Here is a 19,527-nt window from a genome sequence, read left to right as displayed (position 1 = left end):
GTTCTTAATAAGTTTAGATAATAGGATGAGCCCACACCCCAGTTATCTCTTAAATTTGGATGCTTAACAGGTCAGTTCAATATTTGAAAATTTGTACAAAAAAAATACAGTGAAGCTTCTTATTTTTAATAATTGTTAAACATTATTCTAAAATAATGATTACTAAGTCACAATTTTGAGTCAAATTATGAATAACATAGCTAAGCTTTATGATAGATCATCTTTCAATCAAGATTATATTTTATTTAATTTTAATGATAAACAAAGTGAATTACTTCACGAAGTTTCAGAAAAAATTGTAGAAGATGGAGGGATTGATAAAATTCAGGATTTTTCAGCCAGAAGATATTTTATTAACATTATTCAGAAAAGCCTTTCAGATGAACAAAAGAAAATTTTGAATCTTAATAAGGAAGGAAAAATAGGAGCATTACTTTTTTCTAATTTATTGAATTCTCATGGAAATAAGTTTAACGAATTTTTACCTGATGAATTACCCTTAGAAAAACAATTAGTCAATACTCACACGATACAATTAATTGCTGCAAGAAGTTCTATTTTACTAGAATTAGTTGATCAAAAATCTTTTGCATATGATATAGAAAACCATGGTAAAGCTATAAGGCTTGTAGGTAATTTTAAAAAGAGTACAAGGCCTTGTTCTCACTCAGGTGTTTCTCTTAGTGCACATACAGAAACTCCTTACTTCTGTTCTAAGCAGCATAGTCAAGGGCACTCACCCGCACCATCATCTTTAATTTTATCAGCTGTATGGAATCCTTTAGATGAGCCAACTAATATTATCCCAATGTATAATATAATAGACAGTATAGAACCTAAATTTATTAATCAATTAAAAGAAAATTGTTTTGATTTTATAAGAAGTGATTCTTTTAATGAAGGGGAAGGATCTGGAGGGAAAAATATAAAAATTATAGAAGAATATGTAGATGGTACATATATGTTGAAATTTAATTTTCTAAGGTTTAAGGTTTCAGAAAATGCACCTAAAATAGCCCATGAAGCTATTGAAATATTAAAAGAAAAAATTAAAAAATTTAATCCGATAAAGTTATCTTTATCAAGTAGAAATACTTTGATTATTAATAATTTTAAAACAATGCATTGTAGAGATACGATTAAAGATAATCGTCGTTTATTGGTTAGGATTTTTGGATATGATCAAAACACTGATCCTATAGTTATAAATCAAAATCCATATATAGTTAAAGGATAGAAATTGTCTGATTATTTTATATTATTTTTAACTGCAGTTTTTGCTGGCTTTGTCGATGCTATAGCAGGTGGCGGCGGCCTAATAACATTGCCAGCCTTAATGTTAACGGGTATGTCTCCTTTAGCGGCAATGGCAACCAATAAATTTCAAGGATCATTTGCTAGTGTTGCCGCTGCATACTCTTTCTCTAAAAAAAAATTAATAGATTGGAGTATTGGCTATAAAATAATAATACTTGCATATGCTGGAGGTCTTGTCGGAGCTTTATTTATATCCTCAATGCCTAAAGACATATTAAAATATGCACTACCTCCAATATTAATTTTGGTGGCAATATATTTTATGTTTTCTAAAAATATAAATTTAGAGAATAAGAATCAGAAAATATCTAAGACATTATTTATACTTATGGTTATCCCTATAATAGGATTTTATGATGGAGCAATTGGTCCGGGTACAGGCTCATTTTATATGATTGCTTATACTTATTTATTGGGTTTTGGAATTATAAATGCTATTGCCCATACGAAAATTGCTAATGCAGCTTGTAATTTAGGCGCATTAACTGTCTTTTCTTTACAAGGTAATATTGTAATTTTACTGGGTGTTATTATGGCTGTAGGTGCATCATTGGGTGCTTTCCTAGGTTCAATTTATATATTGAAGTACAACACTAAAATAGTTAGACCTATGTTGATACTTGTGAGTTTATTTATGGCTATAAAACTTATCCTTCAATCATTTAATTCGAATTAATATAAATTGTGTTAGAAAAATTACATACTAAAAAGTGAAGTAAAAATTAAAAATCTAATATCTATTAAATATAGTTTCATTCAACATAATGACATCCTTATTCCTGTTATTGGGGGAGGATGTCAACACCTTATTATTGATTGGCAAAAAGCGTACTTTAGAGCACTTTTTTTGACTGATGAAATCATTGTGATCAGACTTAAGCTATGTAACATTATGATTTTGGCTCAGGATGAGATCGATTATGGCATTGCAGGCCTTACTAAAAAGCATTGAACAACAAGAGTGGGTGGAGATTCCTGAAGGATGGTTGCAGGGGCGAACCATATACGGTGGTTTGGTTGCAGGCATGATGTTACATAAAGCACAGCAGCTGGTGAATGATGAATCGAAACAGCTGCTGAGTTGTAGCGTCATTTTTGTTGGCCCTGTACAACCGAGTCCAATGAGGCTGACTGCTGAGGTGCTCAGACAGGGTAAGTCAGTGATGAGTATTGAAGTGCGAATTTGGCAAAATGATGCTGTACAGAGTATTTTGGTGGCAAGTTTTGGTCGTGCTCGCCCTTCAAATATTTCCGTTGCACAGCAACCAGAAGCACCTGATTTCCCTGATGTTGAACGATTACCTCGTCTGCCAAATTTGAATTTGGCACCAGAATGTTTTCGCCAGTTTGAAATTGCTTGGGCCAGCGGTAATGCACCTTTTAGTGGCAGTGCCGATCCTGATTTTTCAGGATGGTTTAGATTTGATACCGAAAAACATAGCAATCGAGCTATGTCTGAAGCAGATTTACTGATTTTGGCTGATATTTGGCCACCTGGTGTGCTCCCGATGTTTGAACAAGTTGCACCTGCGAGTTCATTAACTTGGCATATGACTATGCTGCGGCCAATGCAGTATCAATTGCATGATTGGTTTAAGTATCGAGTACATACAGAGTTTGCTGCGGATGGCTATAGTACTGAGCAAGCGCAAATATGGGATGCTGATAATCACTTGATTGCAATTTCAAGACAAACAGTTACTGTATTTAGCTAGTCGACAGTGATCAGTGAATCGTTTAAAGTAAGCGCAATATATTTACCCAGAATAGAAGGGAACGATAAACGATGACGACAGGTCGTATATGGAATATTCCCAATATTTTGACGTTGGCACGTATTGCATTGATTCCAGTATTTTTATTGGTTGCTTACTGGCCGCCAGCGATCGGGGTGGGTGGTCATGAGGGTGGGATGACACGTCACCTTATTTTGACAGCTATTTTTGTGGTTGCCGCACTCACGGATTGGTTTGATGGTTATCTGGCACGAACGTTGAATCAGACTTCCGCATTTGGGCGCTTTTTAGATCCTGTTGCTGATAAATTAATGGTTGCAACAGCTTTGATCGTGTTAGTGCAGTGGCGTCCAAGTATTGCTATGGCCTTTGCAGCAGTGGTGATTATTTCACGAGAAATTACGGTTTCTGCACTGCGTGAGTGGATGGCTGAGTTGGGTGCACGTACCAGTGTTGCCGTATCCGCAATCGGCAAATATAAAACAGCCTTTCAAATGATTGCGATTACTGTGTTTTTACTGAACTGGAAACCTTTAGACCAGTTAGCCTATGCATTACTCTATACCGCAGTCGTTCTCACGTTGTGGTCGATGTTTATTTACTTAAGAGCCGCTTGGCCATATTTAAAACAACCTTAAATTTACATTCGAGCAAATGATAGATAAAAAGTCCTGTAGTGAAATAACACTACAGGACTTTTATTTTAGCCGCAGATCAATGATATACCTGAATTATCTGTTCAATAGATTATCTACAACCCCCACGGTATTGGTTTTGACCGTGTTGCTGGGAGTGATCGCGATAAGGTTGCTTTGTATCGCTATACATTTTTCTAGATAAATTATCTAAATCTTTAATCAGGACTTGTGCTCTTTTGTCATTTTCTTTGACACCTTGAGCATAAAGTTTATTGAGCTCAGCACTTTTTTGATTAAACGTTTGTACTGATTGAGCATCGGCGTTGTGCATTTGTCCCATCATATGATTGCCATTATGCATCTGCCCCATCATTTGCTGATCTGGTTGAGCATTACAATACGGTGCAGCAATCACGATGCTTGGATGGAGTAAGACAGGTAATAGGGCAGCAAGCCACAAGATATTTTTTTTCACGCTATATTCTCCTGTTTAAAGTCAATTTAAATGATTTTTATCAATACATTAATTTAACTTAATAATAACATGGAAAGTAATGAGTTCATGCAGTATTGCCATCGATTACAGTGGGTATTGATGTTCTTCGCGTCTACTGTTTTAACTTGAGTTTTAGCGCGTGATCATCCTGTGAATTGCAAATAAAAGTAGATTAAAAATTGACAATAAAAAATGAGCTGTTATTGTAGTAAACCAAACTACCTACCGATAGGTAGTTTTATTTTTATGCATTACAATAGTCTTGAGTACGTCATGAAATCGCAAACATCTCATATCAAGTTAGCGGCATCACTTGCATTAATTACAGTGCTTGGTCCCTTAGCGATCGATATGTATTTATCCTCTTTACCTGAAATTGCTGTTGAATTGGGAACCTCCTTTGCCAATGTGCAATTAACTTTAACTGTATTTTTACTCTCAATGGGCTTGGGTCAATTAATCTTTGGCCCCATCACGGATGCCTATGGGCGCAAAAGACCTTTAATGCTTGGGCTACTTACTTTTATCTTGATGGCATTATGGGCTGCATCAGCAGACTCAATTCAAACGTTGTTATATGCACGTTTTGGTCAAGGTATATCTGCTTCTTTAATTTTAGTTGTTGCCTTAAGTACAGTGCGGGATGTGAGTGAAGGGGCTCAGGCTGCGCAGTTATTCGCTTTATTGATGACAATCGAAGGCTTAGCGCCAGTATTAGCTCCTGCCGCAGGCGGAGTTATTGATGGGCAATGGGGGTGGAGAGCTGTATTTCTGAGTATGGCGATTATGGGAGTGTTTGCTCTGCTCAATAGTCAGGTCAACTTAAAAGAAAGCTTAGCTGTTGAACAACGAATTGCATTGAATAGTAAAAATGTTTTAGGTGGATATAAAAAGATTATTAGCACACGGTCATTTATACTGCCGGCTTTATCTTTGTCGATTGCGTTCTTCTTCTTATTTGCCTATATCGCAGGCGCTAGTTTGGTTTATCAAAAGAATTTTGCATTATCAGCAGAGCAGTTTGGTTTTACCTTTGGTGCAACGGGTATAGCAGTTTTGTTAGGGGCTTTACTGTGTAATCGTCTAATTGGTGTTTTGGGAATTTCTAAGCTTACTGTCTATGGTTCGGTTTTAATGGGCTTGGGTGCAATTCTTGCAGTGCTGATGAATATGTTTGATCTAGGTGTTTATGCGATTGCAGCGAGTTTCTTTATCTCAATGTTGGGTTTAGGCATAGCTGAATCAACTTTTATGGCTTTAGCGATGTCTTCGCAGAAAACGGCACTTGGTTCAACGGCTGCTGTATTGGGGGCGATGCAATTGATGATTTCTTCATTTGCAACACCTTTGGCAGGTTATATTTCTGAAGTTGGTGCGATGCATTGGTTGCTGTTACTCTGTATGATTGGGATCATATTGATCGCCCTTACTTTATTTACAGTTGCTCGATTACCAAATACAAGAGATTTGGTGACAGCGCATTAATTGATAGCCTTATGAATATGCCACTTTCTACATTTGAAAAAATCTGTGCAGTCGCAACCAGCCATTTTGCGACGTATGGTTATGATGCATCAAGTCTGAATACCATTGCAGAGGCTGTGGGTATTCGTAAGGCGTCGTTGTATAGTCATTTTCAAAGTAAAAATGATTTGTTTAGTACGGTATTTTCTGCTGCTTATGAGCAAGAACGAGTTTTTATGCAGCAGTGTTTTCAGGTCGAACAACAGTCGTACTTAGGAAATGGTTACTGTGCTTCATTACCTAGTCGATTTGAGCAATCACCAAGCTTGGCTCTATTCTTAAAAGCCTCTTTTGTAGGGCCTGCTTTTTTACAAGTCGAGATTAAAGCAGCTTATGCCAATTATTTGACTGAAGTTGGAGAGTATTTTGTACTGCAATTAAAAGCCGCAGCACCGTCGCTCACTGTAGATGAGATCGCAACTTTTCAAGAGGCTTACTTGGGCATTATAGATAGCTTGCATATTGAATTGATTTATTCAACATTGAGTGCATATGAAAAGAAACGTACAGCGATGCTTGAAGTGCTGAGTAAAGCCATTCAAGCATCGACAGTGTCATAATCGGCCTGCTTAGACGTTGTGATCAGCCATAGCGGGCATATTGATCTCTTTGACACAGCTTGCATAACTCGTTGATAAAATAAACTTTAATGCAAGCATGACATCCTGTAGTGGTATCAGTTCGGCATTGCTTTGTTGTAACACTTGCTCAACAGGTGTTTCAAGAGAGAACTCAGTCGCTAAATATCCTAAGTTTAAAATACTGACTGCAATACGATCATCACGTAAGTTTTCACGTAAAGCATGAATCATGCCGCGTAGAGCATACTTGGTCGCAGAGAAAACCACTTCTTTACCGTTGTGATTATCGAGTCCCCAAGTTGAACCAATTAAAATAATCTTGGCATTTTCAGATCGTTTTAAGTTATCTAACAGGGATTGAATGGCTAAAATACTTGCATGAATATTGGTGCTTAACATCGCAGCGATTTCTGCATCATTACACTGCTGAAAGTTATAGGCTGGATCAAAGGCTAAACTTTCCCAAATACCGACATTATAAATAAGATAATCAACTTTCTCTGATCCAATCACGGCCTTAACTTGGTCACGTGCTTGTTCAGGTTGTGATAAATCTGCGGCAATCCAGTGTAGATTGGGCTGTGAATCACGAGGTTGACTACGAGAAATACCATAGACAAGGTCATCTGCGCTGGGTAGTGCTTCAAGCATAGCTTGCCCCAGTCCTTTACTAACGCCATAAATTACATAGGTTTTAGACATAGTTTGACTACATAGATCGTTCAGTGTGAGGAATTCGTGGAATTAGGGCTGAATACCTGCTGGATCGCGATACCAAGCTTCGATAAACAACGCCGCAGCTAAACTATCTGCTGAAAGTTTTTTGGCGCGACCTTGGGCTTGGTACTGATCAAGTTCATCACGAGCAGCACGCGTACTTAGTCGCTCATCAACCATCCAAGTAATGATATTGGTTTGATGTCGCAAACGTCGTGCAAATTTACGGGCACGTGCAGAGAGTTCAGATTCGCTATCATCCATATTGAGCGGTAGGCCCACTAAGAATAAGTTTGGCTGGTGTTGTTTTACAATATTAAGCAGTGTTTCCCATTGAGGAATACCATCTTTCATGGGAAACAAGGCTAAAGGCATGGCACTTTCAATCAGGCTTGAACCTATTGCCATACCCATTTTTTGCGTTCCAAAATCAAAGGCCATAATCAGTTGGTTTTTTTGATCGGTGGTTGCAGTTTGTGTATCTAGATCTGTGATCGTTGTGGGAGTAGATGTTTTTGTATCAGGCATGTCCAATCTCTGAGCTTAACCAAATTGGGTCTACGCCTATTTTACGATAAGCAGCATCCCAGCGGTCATCGTAAGGAATATTAAAGATCAAATCCATATCAGAGTCACAAATGAGCCAATCACCACGCGCAATTTCTTGTTCAAGCTGATTTTTACTCCAACTTGCATAGCCTAGAGCAACTTGGTACTTACCTACGCCTTGATTGTGTGAAATCGCATCTAAGATATCTTTACTGGTTGTAATACACAGGTTTTCACCCACAGCAATCGATGAGTGCCAAGTGGGCTGCCCAGTATGTAGTACAAAACCAGCTTCGGGGCGTAATGGGCCACCTTGTAAGACTTCATGTGGATTGACATTATCAGCGTCGATGTCTAGATCATTGAGAAGTTCTTTAATTTGGATGCCTGCCGGTCGATTGATTACAATCCCTTGTGCACCTTCTTCATCATGTCGAGCGAGATAGATCACTGTATTGGCGAAAAAGTTGTCGACCATATTGGGTGGAGCGATCAGGCAACGATGCGTCAAAAACTGTTTGGTCACTGAATTTCTTCTCCTTGTTTCGCTCAGTTGATTAGTCATGCTGAAATTATCTTTTAATTTACCATAACTTAATTTTTGAAATTAAAGAAGAAGTTAATGAGAATAGTACGTATTTTTGCTGTTGAATGTTTGTGAAGAGGCTATAAAAAATTCGTATGTTTTAATCAGGCTAGCCAATTTCAAAGTATTTTACTGAGTTTTATCGGACTAAATAGCGATAACTTGTATGACAATCGCAATGTTGAGTAGCACCAGAGCACATCAAGTGTATCGGCAGGACACACTTGATAGCAAAAGTGTATCAGAGTGTTGGCTGAAATTTCAGTTGTCGCAGTTGTTTCGCATGCTGGATCGTCGTTTCATTAATTTCTACACCGCCAGTCATACGTGCTAATTCGAGGACACGCTCATCCTCATTTAACTCAATAATGGTACTGCTCGCTGGATCAGTTTGCTGTTTTTTCACCAATAAGTGTTGATCTGACTGTGCAGCAACCTGAGCTTGATGTGTGATACAAAGAATCTGTACATGTTGGGCCAAGCCTGACAGTAGACGTCCGACTACTTCTGCAGTACCTCCACTGATACCCACATCAATTTCGTCGAAGACCAAAACCTCTGCATCCGTTTTTTCTGCATTCATAACTTGCATAACTAAGGCAATACGTGAAAGTTCACCGCCTGAGGCTACACGTGCTAAAGGTTGAGCTGGAATGCCTTTGTTGGCAGTAAATAGAAGTTGGATCGCACTTAGGCCTTCTGCGCTCGGTTGTTCGAGTGCTTCAAATTTAAACTCAAAATGCGCTTCGGGTAGAGCAAGTATTTTGACTTGTTCTGTGAGTTGTTCTGCCAATGGTCCAGAGGCATCACGTCGAATTTGATCCAAATGCTGTGCTTGAGTTAAAAACGCTTGATGTGATTGTTCAACCTGTTCTGCTAAGGTTTCTGGATCTTCAAGCTGCTGTAGCTGTTCAAGTTCTTGTTGCCAGAGCTGATACTGTTCTGTTAACACCTCTGGTTGAGTGCGATATTTTCTCGCCAAGCGATGAAATATTTCTAATTGGTTATTGAGCTGTTCCATACGCTCAGGATCAAAACTTTGTCGATCGATAAATTGGCGCAAGTTTGCACTCGCATCTTGTAGTTCACTTTGTGCATTGAGCATTGAGTTATAAATTTCACCCAATTGCTCGCTACGGCCAGCATGTGTTTCAATGCGACGAATGATGGAGGCTATTTCTTGATTAATGTTTTGTTCTGCATCATCTAAAGCATTTAGACCATAACTACAGTCTTGCATGATGTGTTCATGATGACTTAAGCGGTCGAACTCTTGTTCGATTTCGCTATAGTTCATACTCATGATCTCTTCGAGCTCTTCAAGTTGTAGCCCTAAAGTTTCCATACGCTGTTGGCGATTGGCTTGTGCATCAATCGCTGCTTGATGAAGACGAATATTTTTTTGCCAATTTTGGTGTGCTTGACGTACTGTTTGTGCATCGGCTGCAAAGTTGCTATAACGATCAATCCAGTGCCTTGGATAGGGTGGTTCTAGAAGTTGTTGTTGGCTGTGTTGACTATAAAGTTGTACCAGTAAACGTCCGATTTCTTTGAGTTCAGACAGGCTACTCGGGCGACCATTGATCCAAGCTTTGCTGCGGCCTGTGGCAAAAATGACGCGACGTAAGTGGATCTCACCACTTTCATCATTCATTTCATGTTGTTTTAACCAAGCAGCTTCAATACTATTTTCTTGGTAACTAAATACTGCAGTAATATCTGCTTTATCTGATCCATAACGTACATAGTTGGTATCGGTACGTTCGCCTAAGCAAGCAGATAGAGCATCAAGTAATAATGATTTTCCAGCACCTGTCTCACCCGTTAAAACATTAAAACCTGTTTCTATATCCACAGCTAAATTATCAGCGAGCGCAAAATTAATAAGATTTAAATGTGTCAGCATAAACGCTTCCGAGGCACAAGGGTCAATGGGAAATCAGTGCTTGATCGAATGACTTACAGTAAGTCTTATTCACTTAGCACATCATTTAATTTTGTTTTAGTACAATATAAGATCTGTTTTGATCGTGAAATATAGATTATAACGATATCCTGCAGGACAAAAAAGATGAGTACTGCAAAATTAATAGCAATGTCATCTTCATGGGCAAATCTTTTGCTAGTATCTAACTCAGGCTATAGGTTGTTGAGTATTTTCACTTATTTCAATCTGTGATAGATCACTAAAAGTCCTGAATACACAGAACATTGAGCTAATCATTTAAATCTGATAAAAAACATAGATCAGAGATAGATTGATTCGGTGATCGGGCACAATGTAAACTAGCCCGACAGTCATTTACATAAGTGCGCATTATCTGGAGTATACGCATGTCATCACAATTTGATCATGTTTCCGTTATAAAAAAATCAAATGTTTATTTTGGTGGTTTGTGCATAAGCCATACCGTGCAATTTGAAGATGGAACAAAAAAAACATTAGGGGTGATCTTGCCATCTGAACAAGCACTGACTTTTGAAACACATGTACCTGAGCGTATGGAAATTATCTCTGGTGAATGTCGTGTGACGATCGCTGACAGCGAAGCACATGAGTTGTTTCGTGCAGGCCAGTCATTTTATGTTCCTGGTAATAGCCGTTTTAAAATTGAAACTGACGATGTGCTCGATTATGTCTGCCACTTAGAAGGCTAAGTGATTAGGATTACATATCACCGAGGAAATTTAAAAGAATTTTAAGGTGAAATCGGGTAAAATGATCGGCATAGATTAATCCTGTAAAGTAGGCTTTGCAGGATTTTTCATTTTTATCTTTGTTGAATTGCATATATTGAGGTTAAGCATGGCGAAAGCAGAACATTATTATGGCGTACATGCTGTAGAGTCATTATTAGAGCTTGAGCCAGAGCGAGTCCTCACATTGTTTACCTTAAAAGGTCGTGATGACCAACGTTTACAGCGAATTTTGCAGTTGGCTGAACCATTTGGTATCAGTGTGCAGAAAGCCAGTCGAGATACACTTGAAAAGTTAGCTGGTCTACCTTTTCACCAAGGCGTAGTGGCTGCAGTGCGTCCACATCCAACTTTAAATGAAAAAGATTTAGATCAGTTGCTACAGCAACAACCTCAAACCATGTTATTGGCTTTAGATCATATTACAGACCCACATAACTTGGGTGCTTGTATTCGTTCTGCCGCTGCAATGGGGGTGAGTGCTGTGATTGTGCCACGTGACCGCTCTGCGAGTTTAACGCCAACTGCACGTAAAGTTGCAGCAGGTGGGGCTGAAAAAGTTAAGTTTATTCAAGTGACTAATTTGGCACGTACACTTGCCCATATTAAAGATGAATTTAATGTGCGCGTTATTGGTACGATGCTGGATGAAAAAGCTTTGCCTTTGCATCAATGTGATTTAACTGGTGCCGTGGCGATCGTCATGGGGGCAGAAGATGTTGGTCTACGTCCTATTACTCAGTCGCAATGTGATCAGACTGTATATATCCCAATGGCTGGTGATTTACAAAGTTTAAATGTCAGTGTCGCCACTGGAATGGCGTTATATGAAGCAAACCGTCAACGTCAGGGTTTTTAAATAGGATATTTAAATACGCGCTACATCCGTAGCGTTTTACCCTGATTAATGAGTGAAATTTCATGATCAGTTCTCGCACGCAAGGATATATCTTTGTCGTGATCACCATGTGCATTTGGGGTGGTTTTACTATTACATCACGCCTAAATGCTGTTTGGCATATTAGTCCTTGGGATATTACCGCATTTCGATTTGGCTTAGCCTTTTTGATTTTATTTCCTATCCTATTGATTAGAAAAGACACCGCATTTTTATGGCATAAAGAGCCATTTATCTTAGCCCTCATCGGTGGTGTTGCTTACTGTTTAGTGTCTTATAGTGCGTTTCACTATGCACCTGCCGCACATGCCGCTATTTTTCTCAATGGCTTTTTACCGCTTTGTACAGCGGTAGCTGCTTATATTTTATTTAAAGAACCTTTTGAACGTGATACGTGGATTAGTGTCGTGATCATGCTCAGTGCTATTGTGATCATGAGTTACCTCATGTATCGAAGTACAGGCACAGCTTTTGGTTTAGGCGACTTGCTATTCTTTACCAGTGCTGTGCTGTGGGCTGTATTTACGGTGCTGCTACGTCATTGGAAGTTGTCCGCTTGGCACTCGATGACCTCAGTGGCTATTTGGTCTGCAATTATTTATCTGCCTATTTATTTACTGTTTTTGCCACACCAATATCAGCAAGTACAACCCATGCATATGCTGATGCAAACGCTATTTCATGGCATTTTTGTTGTTATGGTTGCAACCATGGCCTATGTTGAAGCAATTAAACGATTGGGTGCATTTAAAACGGGAAGTATTGTGACCTTAGCACCATTTATCGCAGCAGTGGTGGCTGTTCCTTTGCTGAATGAACCTTTGAGTCCTGCAATTATGTTTGGTCTGTTGGGAATGGGGATTGGAGCTTTGCAACCTTGGCGTTGGTGGGGGAGAAAGAGCGCACTGGATCAAGCTTTAGCTGCACAAAAAGCGCAGCAAAATAAACCTGATCAAGATTGAGCTGTCATTTGCTATTGAGGGTATGGCTCTGTTACTGCACGAGTTGTAAGTAGCTTTGATGTAAAGGCTCAAGCTGCATATGAAGGTGTGAGAGCAAACCATCATTAAGTACGATGTCATCTGCACGTTGTTGTTTCTGCTGCCGTGACATTTGTGCTGCAATAATTTGCTTAATTTGTTCAATATTTTGTAGATCGCGTTGACTGGCACGTTGGATTTGTAATTGTTCAGATGCATCAATTAATAGCGTGCGCTGTGTCAGTTGATGTTGGTTAGTTTCAAACAAAAGCGGCGAAACTAAAATGACATAAGGGCTTTGTGCTGCTTGTAGCTGTTCTATAATTGAGTGCCGAATTGCTGGATGGGTGATTTCTTCTAAAGCTTTGCGTGCTTCAGGATGTTTGAAAATATGTTCTCGTAGAGCACGTCTGTCTAATTCACCTTCAGCATTGAGTACCCAAGGGCCAAAGTGTTTTTCGATGGCGCTTAACGCTGTTTGTCCTTTTGCAACGATTTCCCGAGCAACAATATCGGCATCGACAACGACGATTCCTTGTGACTCAAACCATTGGCTTGCTGCTGATTTTCCGCTGCCTATACCGCCTGTGAGGCCTAAAATAAATTGCTGCACGGTGACTCCTTGGGTGGTTTGGGGTGACTTAAGGTAGCGCATAACCCAAATAATAATCCATGATTTTCTCTCCCCATAAAAATGCAATCCAACCCGCGATCGCGATATAAGGGCCAAAAGCAAAGGGCTGACTTTCTTTGTGAATTTTTAACAAAATTATGCCGATAATTGCACCTAGACTTGAGGAAAGCAAGATAATCAACGGCAGCATGGACGGTCCCATCCAAGCACCAAGGGCGGCAAGTAACTTAAAGTCACCATAGCCCATGCCTTCTTTGCCTGTAAATAATTTAAATCCTTGATACACCAACCACAAGCTCATAAAACCAATGAGATAGCCCCAAATGGCTTGTTGTGGTGAGGTGTAAAAAGCCCAGCTGTTGAGTAATAATCCCGCCATAGCGAGTGGAATGGTGTAAAAGTCAGGTAGTAGCTGGTTATCAAAATCAATAAATGTCAGTGCTATCAATGTCCAAGTGAGGCCGAGACCGGCTAACATGCTTAAGTTTGGCCCAAGCACATAGGCGACTGTAAGCGAACAAAGCATGGTGAGTAATTCCACCAGCGGATATCGAATAGCAATCGGTTGCTGGCAGTTCGAGCAGCGACCTTTTAATATGAGCCAACTGAGTAGTGGAATATTGTGGTACCAACGCAATGTGTGTTTGCACTGTGGGCAGTGTGATGCAGGTAAACTTAAATTAAATTTTTGACTGTTACTTGGTTGGTAGTCTGGATCTAGAAATTGTTTACACTCGTCAGTCCATTGGCGTTTTAAAATAAGTGGAGTTCGATAAATAACCACGTTTAAGAAGCTACCAATGCACAGACTTAAAACTGCAATGCTAAGATAAAACACCGCAGGAGAGTGTGTAAAAAGGACTGAAAGACTTTGCATCAGATGATTGAACCCATTTTAAATATTGGTAAGTACATCGCAACCACCAAACTACCTACAATTAAGCTTAAAAAAATTAAAAGACACGGTTCTAGTAGTGTACTTAAACCTTCTACTGTATGCGCAACTTCTGTTTCAAAGCGCTCAGCAATATTATCAAGCATCTCAGTTAAAGCGCCAGATTCTTCACCAATTTGAACCATTTGTACTGCCATATGTGGAAATAGCTGTGAGCTACGCATAGCCACATGCAGCTGTTGTCCACGCGCGACATCATCGCGGATTTTTATGACAGCATTTTGATAAAGCGTATTATTACTGACCGCTGCAGTGTATTCCAATGCTTCAAGTAGCGGAACACCCGCAGCAAAAGTTGTGGCTAAGGTGCGGTAATAGCGGGCGATGATGGATTTACTGAGCAGATCACCAAAGATGGGGAGTTTTAACCAGTGTCGTTCTAAAAGCAGGCGGAGTTTGGGAGAGTGTTGATAGCCATAACGCGTGATGCTCAAAATAACCATGATCAAAGACAGTAAATATAAACAATACGTTTGCAGCCAACTGGATAGGTTGAGTATCCACTGCGTAAACAGAGGAAGTTCGGCTGAGAAAGATGTAAAAAGTTCGCGAAATATAGGCACAACTTTTAAGATCAAGATGAAGCTCACACACAAAGCTACACAGGAGATGAGCAATGGATACCATAAGGCCTTTTTGATTTTTTGTTTTAATCGCTCAGTTTTTTCCTGATAACAAGCCATACGATCTAACATGATATCTAAGCTTCCTGATTGTTCACCGATCTGTATTAATGCTACATATAAAGTATCAAAATATTGCTTTTGTTGGGTCAAGGCTTGGCTAAAACGTTGACCACCTTCAACTTGGTTTTTAAGTTTTTGTAGTAGTTGTTGCATACGTTGATGTTGTAAACCTGAACAAATGAGTTCAAGTGCTTGTGATAGCGCGATATTGGCTTTGAGTAAAGTGGCAAGTTGGCGTGTAAATAGATGAATTTCGGTCGATTTAATTGAAGAAATATTCAATATTCGACGATGTGGTAAACGGGCTATGGTTTGGATTTTTTTTAAGTGAATGCCTTGACGTCTCAGTTGGATTTTTGCCAACTGTAAGGAGGGGCAACAGAGTTCACCTGAAACATGTTGGCCTTGAGCATTATAGCCTTTATAGCGGTAAGTACGCGTTCGGACGGATTGGGTTTTATTCATTTGTCTATTCTTGTTTAATTGATCAATAGAGGCAGCTGTAATCTGAGTACAGGGTGCTCTGCTTTGCTACAACTTAATTTTTTAGCTTTTCATTTTTTAACATTTGCTCAAATAGCAGTGTTCATGCAGGTTTTGTCGTTATGCTGTGTTTGGGATTGAGTGCAAATGTGAGAAAAAAGCATTGTGCTTGATGAAAGAATTTTATAATGCTTAATTTCCGTGTAGAATGGGCGCATTTTCGATAGAAGGTTAGATGTATGTCGGGTTCGACTATAACTCCTTGGGTTGTCGGCAATTGGAAAATGAACCCAATGCAATCTGATTCACAACAACTCATACAATCACTCAAACAATATTTGCAAGCAGGGCCAATTGATGTGGCTCAATGTCGTATCGCTGTTGCGCCTACGGCAATTGCATTGCTTTCTGTACAGCAACAACTACAAGATGCCGCAGTTGAGGTTCTTACAGTTGCACAAGATTTATCGCGTGTTGCTGGAACGGGTGCCTATACAGGTGAGGTGAGTGCTGAACTTTTAAAAGACAGTGCTATTCATTATGTATTGATTGGTCACTCTGAGCGCCGTGAATTGTTTGGTGATGATGTTTCACAAATTACTGCTAAAGTAACCCATGCCTTAAATGCTGGACTCCAGATTATTTATTGTGTTGGTGAAAGTTTAGAGCAGCGTGAGCAAGGTTTAGCTGAACAGGTTGTGTTGCAACAAATCTGTGATTTGTCTAGTGTCGTTAAAGCTGAGCAATGGCAAAATATTAAAATCGCCTATGAGCCTATTTGGGCAATCGGTACAGGTAAAACAGCTTCACCAGAAGATGCACAAGCCATGCATGAAAAAATCCGTGCAGGTCTAAAACAGCTCACTGGTTACGGACAAGATATCGCTATCTTGTACGGTGGTAGTGTAAAAGCAGATAATGCTGAAGCACTCGCAGCTTGTCCTGATATTAATGGTGCCTTAGTCGGTGGTGCTTCTTTACAGGCTGAGTCATTTTATAAGATCGCTCAAGCCTTTGCGCAAACAAAACACTAAGGAATTCTAAATGCAAAACTTTGTGCTTGTTATCCATATTATTCTCGCTGTTTTAATGATTGTCTTGATTTTGGTACAACACGGTAAGGGTGCAGATGCTGGTGCATCATTTGGTGGTGGCGGTGCTGCGACTGTATTTGGTGCTTCAGGTTCAGCAAACTTCCTTACACGTTTAACAGCGATCTTAACGGCTTTGTTTTTTGTAACCAGTATTAGCTTGGCTGTTTTTGCCAAAAAACATGCCGAAGATCCATTAGGTTTGAAGAAGTTGGCAGTTACTCAACCCGTTGCGCCTGCTGCACCTCAATCGTCTGAAACTTCGCCAAACAAACCTGAAACTTCGCAATAAGTGAAAAAATCGCTTTCATTTTGCAAGTGAACCCACTAGAATGCGTGCAGCTGCGGTGGTGGTGGAATTGGTAGACACGCTACCTTGAGGTGGTAGTGCTTTCGGGCGTGGGGGTTCAAGTCCCCCCTTCCGCACCAACGATAAACCAGATCGTTGATGCAAGCAGCTTTTGATGCGGGATGGAGCAGTCTGGTAGCTCGTCGGGCTCATAACCCGAAGGTCGTTGGTTCAAATCCAGCTCCCGCTACCATTTGATTTAAGGTGCAACTTAAATCAGGAAGAATATAAAATTCGATTGATTTTTTTTATTCTTCAGTTACAATATTGCACGTTGATGCGGGATGGAGCAGTCTGGTAGCTCGTCGGGCTCATAACCCGAAGGTCGTTGGTTCAAATCCAGCTCCCGCTACCAAGTTTCTAAGAGGGCTCACAAATAGGTGGGCCTTTTTGCACAGTGGGATTTCTGATTCTGTGCAATAATAGGGGCGATTGGCGCCCTTTTTTTATTGGCTATCGTGTAGTGTAGACATCAGTTGGTCAAAAAGTCATGCTTCACTATAGTAAATAGGTATTGGTCCTAGACCGATTGCATTGTGGGAAAATGACGAGAGCAAATGAAGTTATCAAATAAAACTCAAGTATTACAAGATTTGATTGCACCAGCAGTAAATGCTTGTGATGTCGACCTTTGGGGTATTGAATTTATCCCTCAAGGCAAACGTTCATTATTACGTATTTACATCGACCGTGAAGTTGATGAAGCCGCTGAGCCAGTGATCAATGAAGATGGTGAAGTAGAGCTTGGCCGAGGAATCGGTGTCCAAGACTGCGTGCGTGTCACCCAACAAGTCGGTGCAATACTCGACGTTCATGATCCAATTTCAGGTGAATATGCCTTAGAAGTTTCCTCACCAGGATGGGATCGCCCATTTTTCCAACTTGCACAACTGCAAAAATATATTGGCCATACAGTAGCGCTGCGTTTGATTGCTGCGGTAGAAAATCGCCGTAAGTTCCAAGCTAAACTCGTTGCAGTGGATGTAGAGAACGAATTGATTCAGGTTGAAGTCGAAAAGCAACAGGTGTTGGAAATTGATAGCAACAACATCGATAAAGCAAATTTGATTTTCCAAGATAACGTTTAATTTAAAAGAATTTGAATAGCAGGTGACTTATGGGCCGTGAAATTCTTACCGTCGCAGAAACGGTTAGTAATGAGAAAGGTGTTAGTCGAGAAGCAATCTTCGAAGCGCTTGAACAAGCGTTAGTTGCAGCGACGAAGAAAAAATTCTACGAAGGCACAAATTCTGAAGAAGCACAGCTTCGCGTGGAAATTGATCGTAAAACTGGTGAATATAGCACTTTCCGTCAGTGGACTGTTGTTGCTGATGAAGATCATGAAATGCCAGCTTGCCAAGATGCAATTTCTGATGTTGATCCAGCAAAGTGGTCAATAGGTGATGTGCGTGAGCTTGAAGTTGAATCAATTGAGTTCGGTCGTATTGCTGCACAAATTGCAAAACAAGTGATTGTGCAAAAAATTCGTGAAGCTGAGCGTGCATTGATTGCTGATGCTTATGAAGCTAAAGTTGGTGAACTTATCTATGGTGAAGTGAAAAAACAAACCAAAGATGGCTTTATTATTGACTTAGGTGATAATGCTGAAGCTTACTTAGCACGTGAAGAAATGATCGCAAAAGAAATTTTGCGTCCAAAACAACGTATTAATGCAATTTTATTTAACGTTAACCGTGAAGGTCGTGGTGCACAGTTGTTGCTTTCACGTGCTAAGCCAGAGATGTTAATTGCATTGATGAAAAAAGAGATTCCAGAAATCTCAGAAGAAATCATTGAAATTAAAGCAGCTGCTCGTCAAGCGGGTGTACGTGCCAAAATTGCAGTGAAAACCAACGATCACCGTATCGATCCTGTTGGTGCTTGTATTGGTATGCGTGGCACACGTATTCAAGCAGTTCAGCAAGAACTCAATGGTGAACGTATTGATGTTGTGGTTTGGTCTGACGATCCAGCACAGTACATTGCAAGTGCTTTAGAACCTGCTGATGTATCTGGAATTGTGATTGACGAAGATATGAAAACGGCAGATATTATTTTTGCAACCAGTGATCAATTGGCTCGTGCGATTGGTTCACAAGGGCAAAACGTCCGTCTAGCATCAGAGTTAACGGGTTATAAACTCGACATGATGCTTGAAGATGAGTATCGTGCGCGTCAACAAAACGAAGCACAACAGTATTTAGACATGTTTGTAACACGTTTAGATATTGAAGAAGATTTAGCGATCGCACTGGTTGAAATGGGCTTTACTTCTCTTGAAGAAATTGCTTATGTACCAGCAGAAACATTTGATGAAATCGAGCTTGACGCTGATTTAGTTGAAATGTTGCAAAGCCGTGCGAAAGAAGCTGCGCTCGCTGATGCGTTACAACAGCAAGAAAATACTCAAGCTCCGAGTGAAGAACTCCTTGCAATGCCAGGAATGAGCTCAGAGATTGCAAATGCACTCGCCCAGCGTGGTGTGGTTACTGTCGACGACTTAGCTGATCAAGCCACTGATGATATCTCTGATATCGAAGGTTTAGATGCTTCGACCGCAGGACAGCTCATCATGAAGGCACGCGAATCATGGTTTAATTAACTAGGAGG

At 40.0% G+C, this 19,527-nt stretch carries 21 protein-coding genes and 3 tRNA genes; 16 read left to right on the top strand and 8 right to left on the bottom strand.

Features of this window, described 5'->3' with window-relative positions; all coding sequences use genetic code 11:
- The first annotated feature begins 187 nt into the window (after positions 1–187).
- The 4 genes from Aru01_RS10610 (at position 188) to pgsA (ending at position 3,691) form a co-directional block, all read left to right on the top strand.
- A complete protein-coding gene (locus Aru01_RS10610; protein ID WP_016657817.1) occupies positions 188–1,237 on the top strand; it encodes a hypothetical protein in 1,050 nt (349 codons plus the stop codon).
- A gap of 3 nt (positions 1,238–1,240) precedes the next feature.
- Positions 1,241–1,993 carry a TSUP family transporter gene (locus Aru01_RS10605; protein WP_016657816.1) on the top strand — a complete coding sequence of 251 codons (753 nt, stop codon included), beginning with the start codon at positions 1,241–1,243 and terminating at the stop codon, positions 1,991–1,993.
- A 244-nt stretch (positions 1,994–2,237) separates the two neighbouring features.
- Complete coding sequence (locus tag Aru01_RS10600) at positions 2,238–3,032, top strand: acyl-CoA thioesterase (protein ID WP_016657815.1); 795 nt, start codon at positions 2,238–2,240, stop codon at positions 3,030–3,032.
- A 71-nt stretch (positions 3,033–3,103) separates the two neighbouring features.
- Entirely contained in the window at positions 3,104–3,691 is a 588-nt protein-coding gene (pgsA, locus tag Aru01_RS10595; RefSeq protein ID WP_016657814.1) for a CDP-diacylglycerol--glycerol-3-phosphate 3-phosphatidyltransferase, read from the top strand.
- A gap of 109 nt (positions 3,692–3,800) precedes the next feature.
- Here pgsA and Aru01_RS10590 read toward each other — a convergent pair whose 3' ends face one another.
- Positions 3,801–4,166, bottom strand: coding sequence for a hypothetical protein (locus tag Aru01_RS10590; protein WP_016657813.1), 366 nt, complete (start codon positions 4,164–4,166; stop codon positions 3,801–3,803).
- Positions 4,167–4,460: 294 nt separating this feature from the next.
- Between Aru01_RS10590 and Aru01_RS10585 the strand changes: the two genes are divergently transcribed.
- Positions 4,461–5,672 (top strand): multidrug effflux MFS transporter, encoded by a 1,212-nt coding sequence (locus Aru01_RS10585; protein ID WP_016657812.1) that lies wholly within the window; start codon positions 4,461–4,463, stop codon positions 5,670–5,672.
- An 11-nt stretch (positions 5,673–5,683) separates the two neighbouring features.
- Positions 5,684–6,271, top strand: coding sequence for a TetR/AcrR family transcriptional regulator (locus tag Aru01_RS10580; RefSeq protein WP_016657811.1), 588 nt, complete (start codon positions 5,684–5,686; stop codon positions 6,269–6,271).
- Positions 6,272–6,280: 9 nt separating this feature from the next.
- On the opposite strand, the gene Aru01_RS10575 is transcribed toward Aru01_RS10580, so the two are convergent.
- From Aru01_RS10575 to recN, 4 genes are all read right to left on the bottom strand, one after another.
- Positions 6,281–6,994, bottom strand: coding sequence for an SDR family NAD(P)-dependent oxidoreductase (locus Aru01_RS10575; protein ID WP_016657810.1), 714 nt, complete (start codon positions 6,992–6,994; stop codon positions 6,281–6,283).
- A gap of 42 nt (positions 6,995–7,036) precedes the next feature.
- Positions 7,037–7,450 carry a Holliday junction resolvase RuvX gene (ruvX, locus tag Aru01_RS10570; protein ID WP_040331472.1) on the bottom strand — a complete coding sequence of 138 codons (414 nt, stop codon included), beginning with the start codon at positions 7,448–7,450 and terminating at the stop codon, positions 7,037–7,039.
- Positions 7,451–7,529: 79 nt separating this feature from the next.
- Entirely contained in the window at positions 7,530–8,084 is a 555-nt protein-coding gene (locus Aru01_RS10565; protein ID WP_016657808.1) for a YqgE/AlgH family protein, read from the bottom strand.
- 301 nt (positions 8,085–8,385) lie between these two features.
- Entirely contained in the window at positions 8,386–10,050 is a 1,665-nt protein-coding gene (recN, locus tag Aru01_RS10560; RefSeq protein ID WP_016657807.1) for a DNA repair protein RecN, read from the bottom strand.
- Positions 10,051–10,478: 428 nt separating this feature from the next.
- Here recN and ppnP point away from each other — a divergent pair, with 428 nt between their 5' ends.
- From ppnP to Aru01_RS10545, 3 genes are all read left to right on the top strand, one after another.
- Entirely contained in the window at positions 10,479–10,802 is a 324-nt protein-coding gene (gene ppnP, locus Aru01_RS10555; protein ID WP_016657806.1) for a pyrimidine/purine nucleoside phosphorylase, read from the top strand.
- A 148-nt stretch (positions 10,803–10,950) separates the two neighbouring features.
- A complete protein-coding gene (gene rlmB / locus Aru01_RS10550; protein ID WP_016657805.1) occupies positions 10,951–11,700 on the top strand; it encodes a 23S rRNA (guanosine(2251)-2'-O)-methyltransferase RlmB in 750 nt (249 codons plus the stop codon).
- A 62-nt stretch (positions 11,701–11,762) separates the two neighbouring features.
- Complete coding sequence (locus Aru01_RS10545; protein WP_016657804.1) at positions 11,763–12,701, top strand: DMT family transporter; 939 nt, start codon at positions 11,763–11,765, stop codon at positions 12,699–12,701.
- A 31-nt stretch (positions 12,702–12,732) separates the two neighbouring features.
- Here Aru01_RS10545 and coaE read toward each other — a convergent pair whose 3' ends face one another.
- Genes coaE through Aru01_RS10530 form a run of 3 tightly spaced genes read right to left on the bottom strand, consistent with a single transcriptional unit; the run spans position 12,733 to position 15,459 of the window.
- Positions 12,733–13,374 (bottom strand): dephospho-CoA kinase, encoded by a 642-nt coding sequence (gene coaE, locus Aru01_RS10540; protein WP_042111330.1) that lies wholly within the window; start codon positions 13,372–13,374, stop codon positions 12,733–12,735.
- Positions 13,361–14,230 (bottom strand): prepilin peptidase, encoded by an 870-nt coding sequence (locus tag Aru01_RS10535; RefSeq protein WP_016657802.1) that lies wholly within the window; start codon positions 14,228–14,230, stop codon positions 13,361–13,363. The genes coaE and Aru01_RS10535 overlap by 14 nt, the downstream gene beginning before the upstream one ends.
- Entirely contained in the window at positions 14,230–15,459 is a 1,230-nt protein-coding gene (locus Aru01_RS10530) for a type II secretion system F family protein (RefSeq protein WP_016657801.1), read from the bottom strand. Before Aru01_RS10530 ends, Aru01_RS10535 begins: the two co-directional genes overlap by 1 nt.
- Before the next feature lie 257 nt (positions 15,460–15,716).
- Here Aru01_RS10530 and tpiA point away from each other — a divergent pair, with 257 nt between their 5' ends.
- The 7 genes from tpiA to nusA all read left to right on the top strand — a co-directional run bounded on the left by tpiA (position 15,717) and on the right by nusA (position 19,519).
- Positions 15,717–16,511 carry a triose-phosphate isomerase gene (gene tpiA / locus Aru01_RS10525; protein WP_016657800.1) on the top strand — a complete coding sequence of 265 codons (795 nt, stop codon included), beginning with the start codon at positions 15,717–15,719 and terminating at the stop codon, positions 16,509–16,511.
- Between the two features lie 10 nt (positions 16,512–16,521).
- Positions 16,522–16,860, top strand: a complete 339-nt coding sequence (secG, locus tag Aru01_RS10520; protein ID WP_016657799.1) for a preprotein translocase subunit SecG — start codon at positions 16,522–16,524, stop codon at positions 16,858–16,860.
- Positions 16,861–16,912: 52 nt separating this feature from the next.
- Positions 16,913–16,997, top strand: a tRNA-Leu gene (locus Aru01_RS10515).
- 36 nt (positions 16,998–17,033) lie between these two features.
- Positions 17,034–17,110: transfer RNA gene (locus Aru01_RS10510), tRNA-Met, on the top strand.
- Between the two features lie 85 nt (positions 17,111–17,195).
- Positions 17,196–17,272: transfer RNA gene (locus Aru01_RS10505), tRNA-Met, on the top strand.
- Between the two features lie 202 nt (positions 17,273–17,474).
- Positions 17,475–18,005, top strand: coding sequence for a ribosome maturation factor RimP (gene rimP / locus Aru01_RS10500; protein WP_016657798.1), 531 nt, complete (start codon positions 17,475–17,477; stop codon positions 18,003–18,005).
- A 29-nt stretch (positions 18,006–18,034) separates the two neighbouring features.
- Entirely contained in the window at positions 18,035–19,519 is a 1,485-nt protein-coding gene (gene nusA / locus Aru01_RS10495; RefSeq protein WP_016657797.1) for a transcription termination factor NusA, read from the top strand.
- The last annotated feature ends 8 nt before the right edge of the window (positions 19,520–19,527 follow it).

This window comes from Acinetobacter rudis, from assembly GCF_000829675.1.
Taxonomy (GTDB): Bacteria; Pseudomonadota; Gammaproteobacteria; order Pseudomonadales; family Moraxellaceae; genus Acinetobacter; species Acinetobacter rudis.
This window is presented reverse-complemented; position numbering and strand designations above follow the sequence as displayed.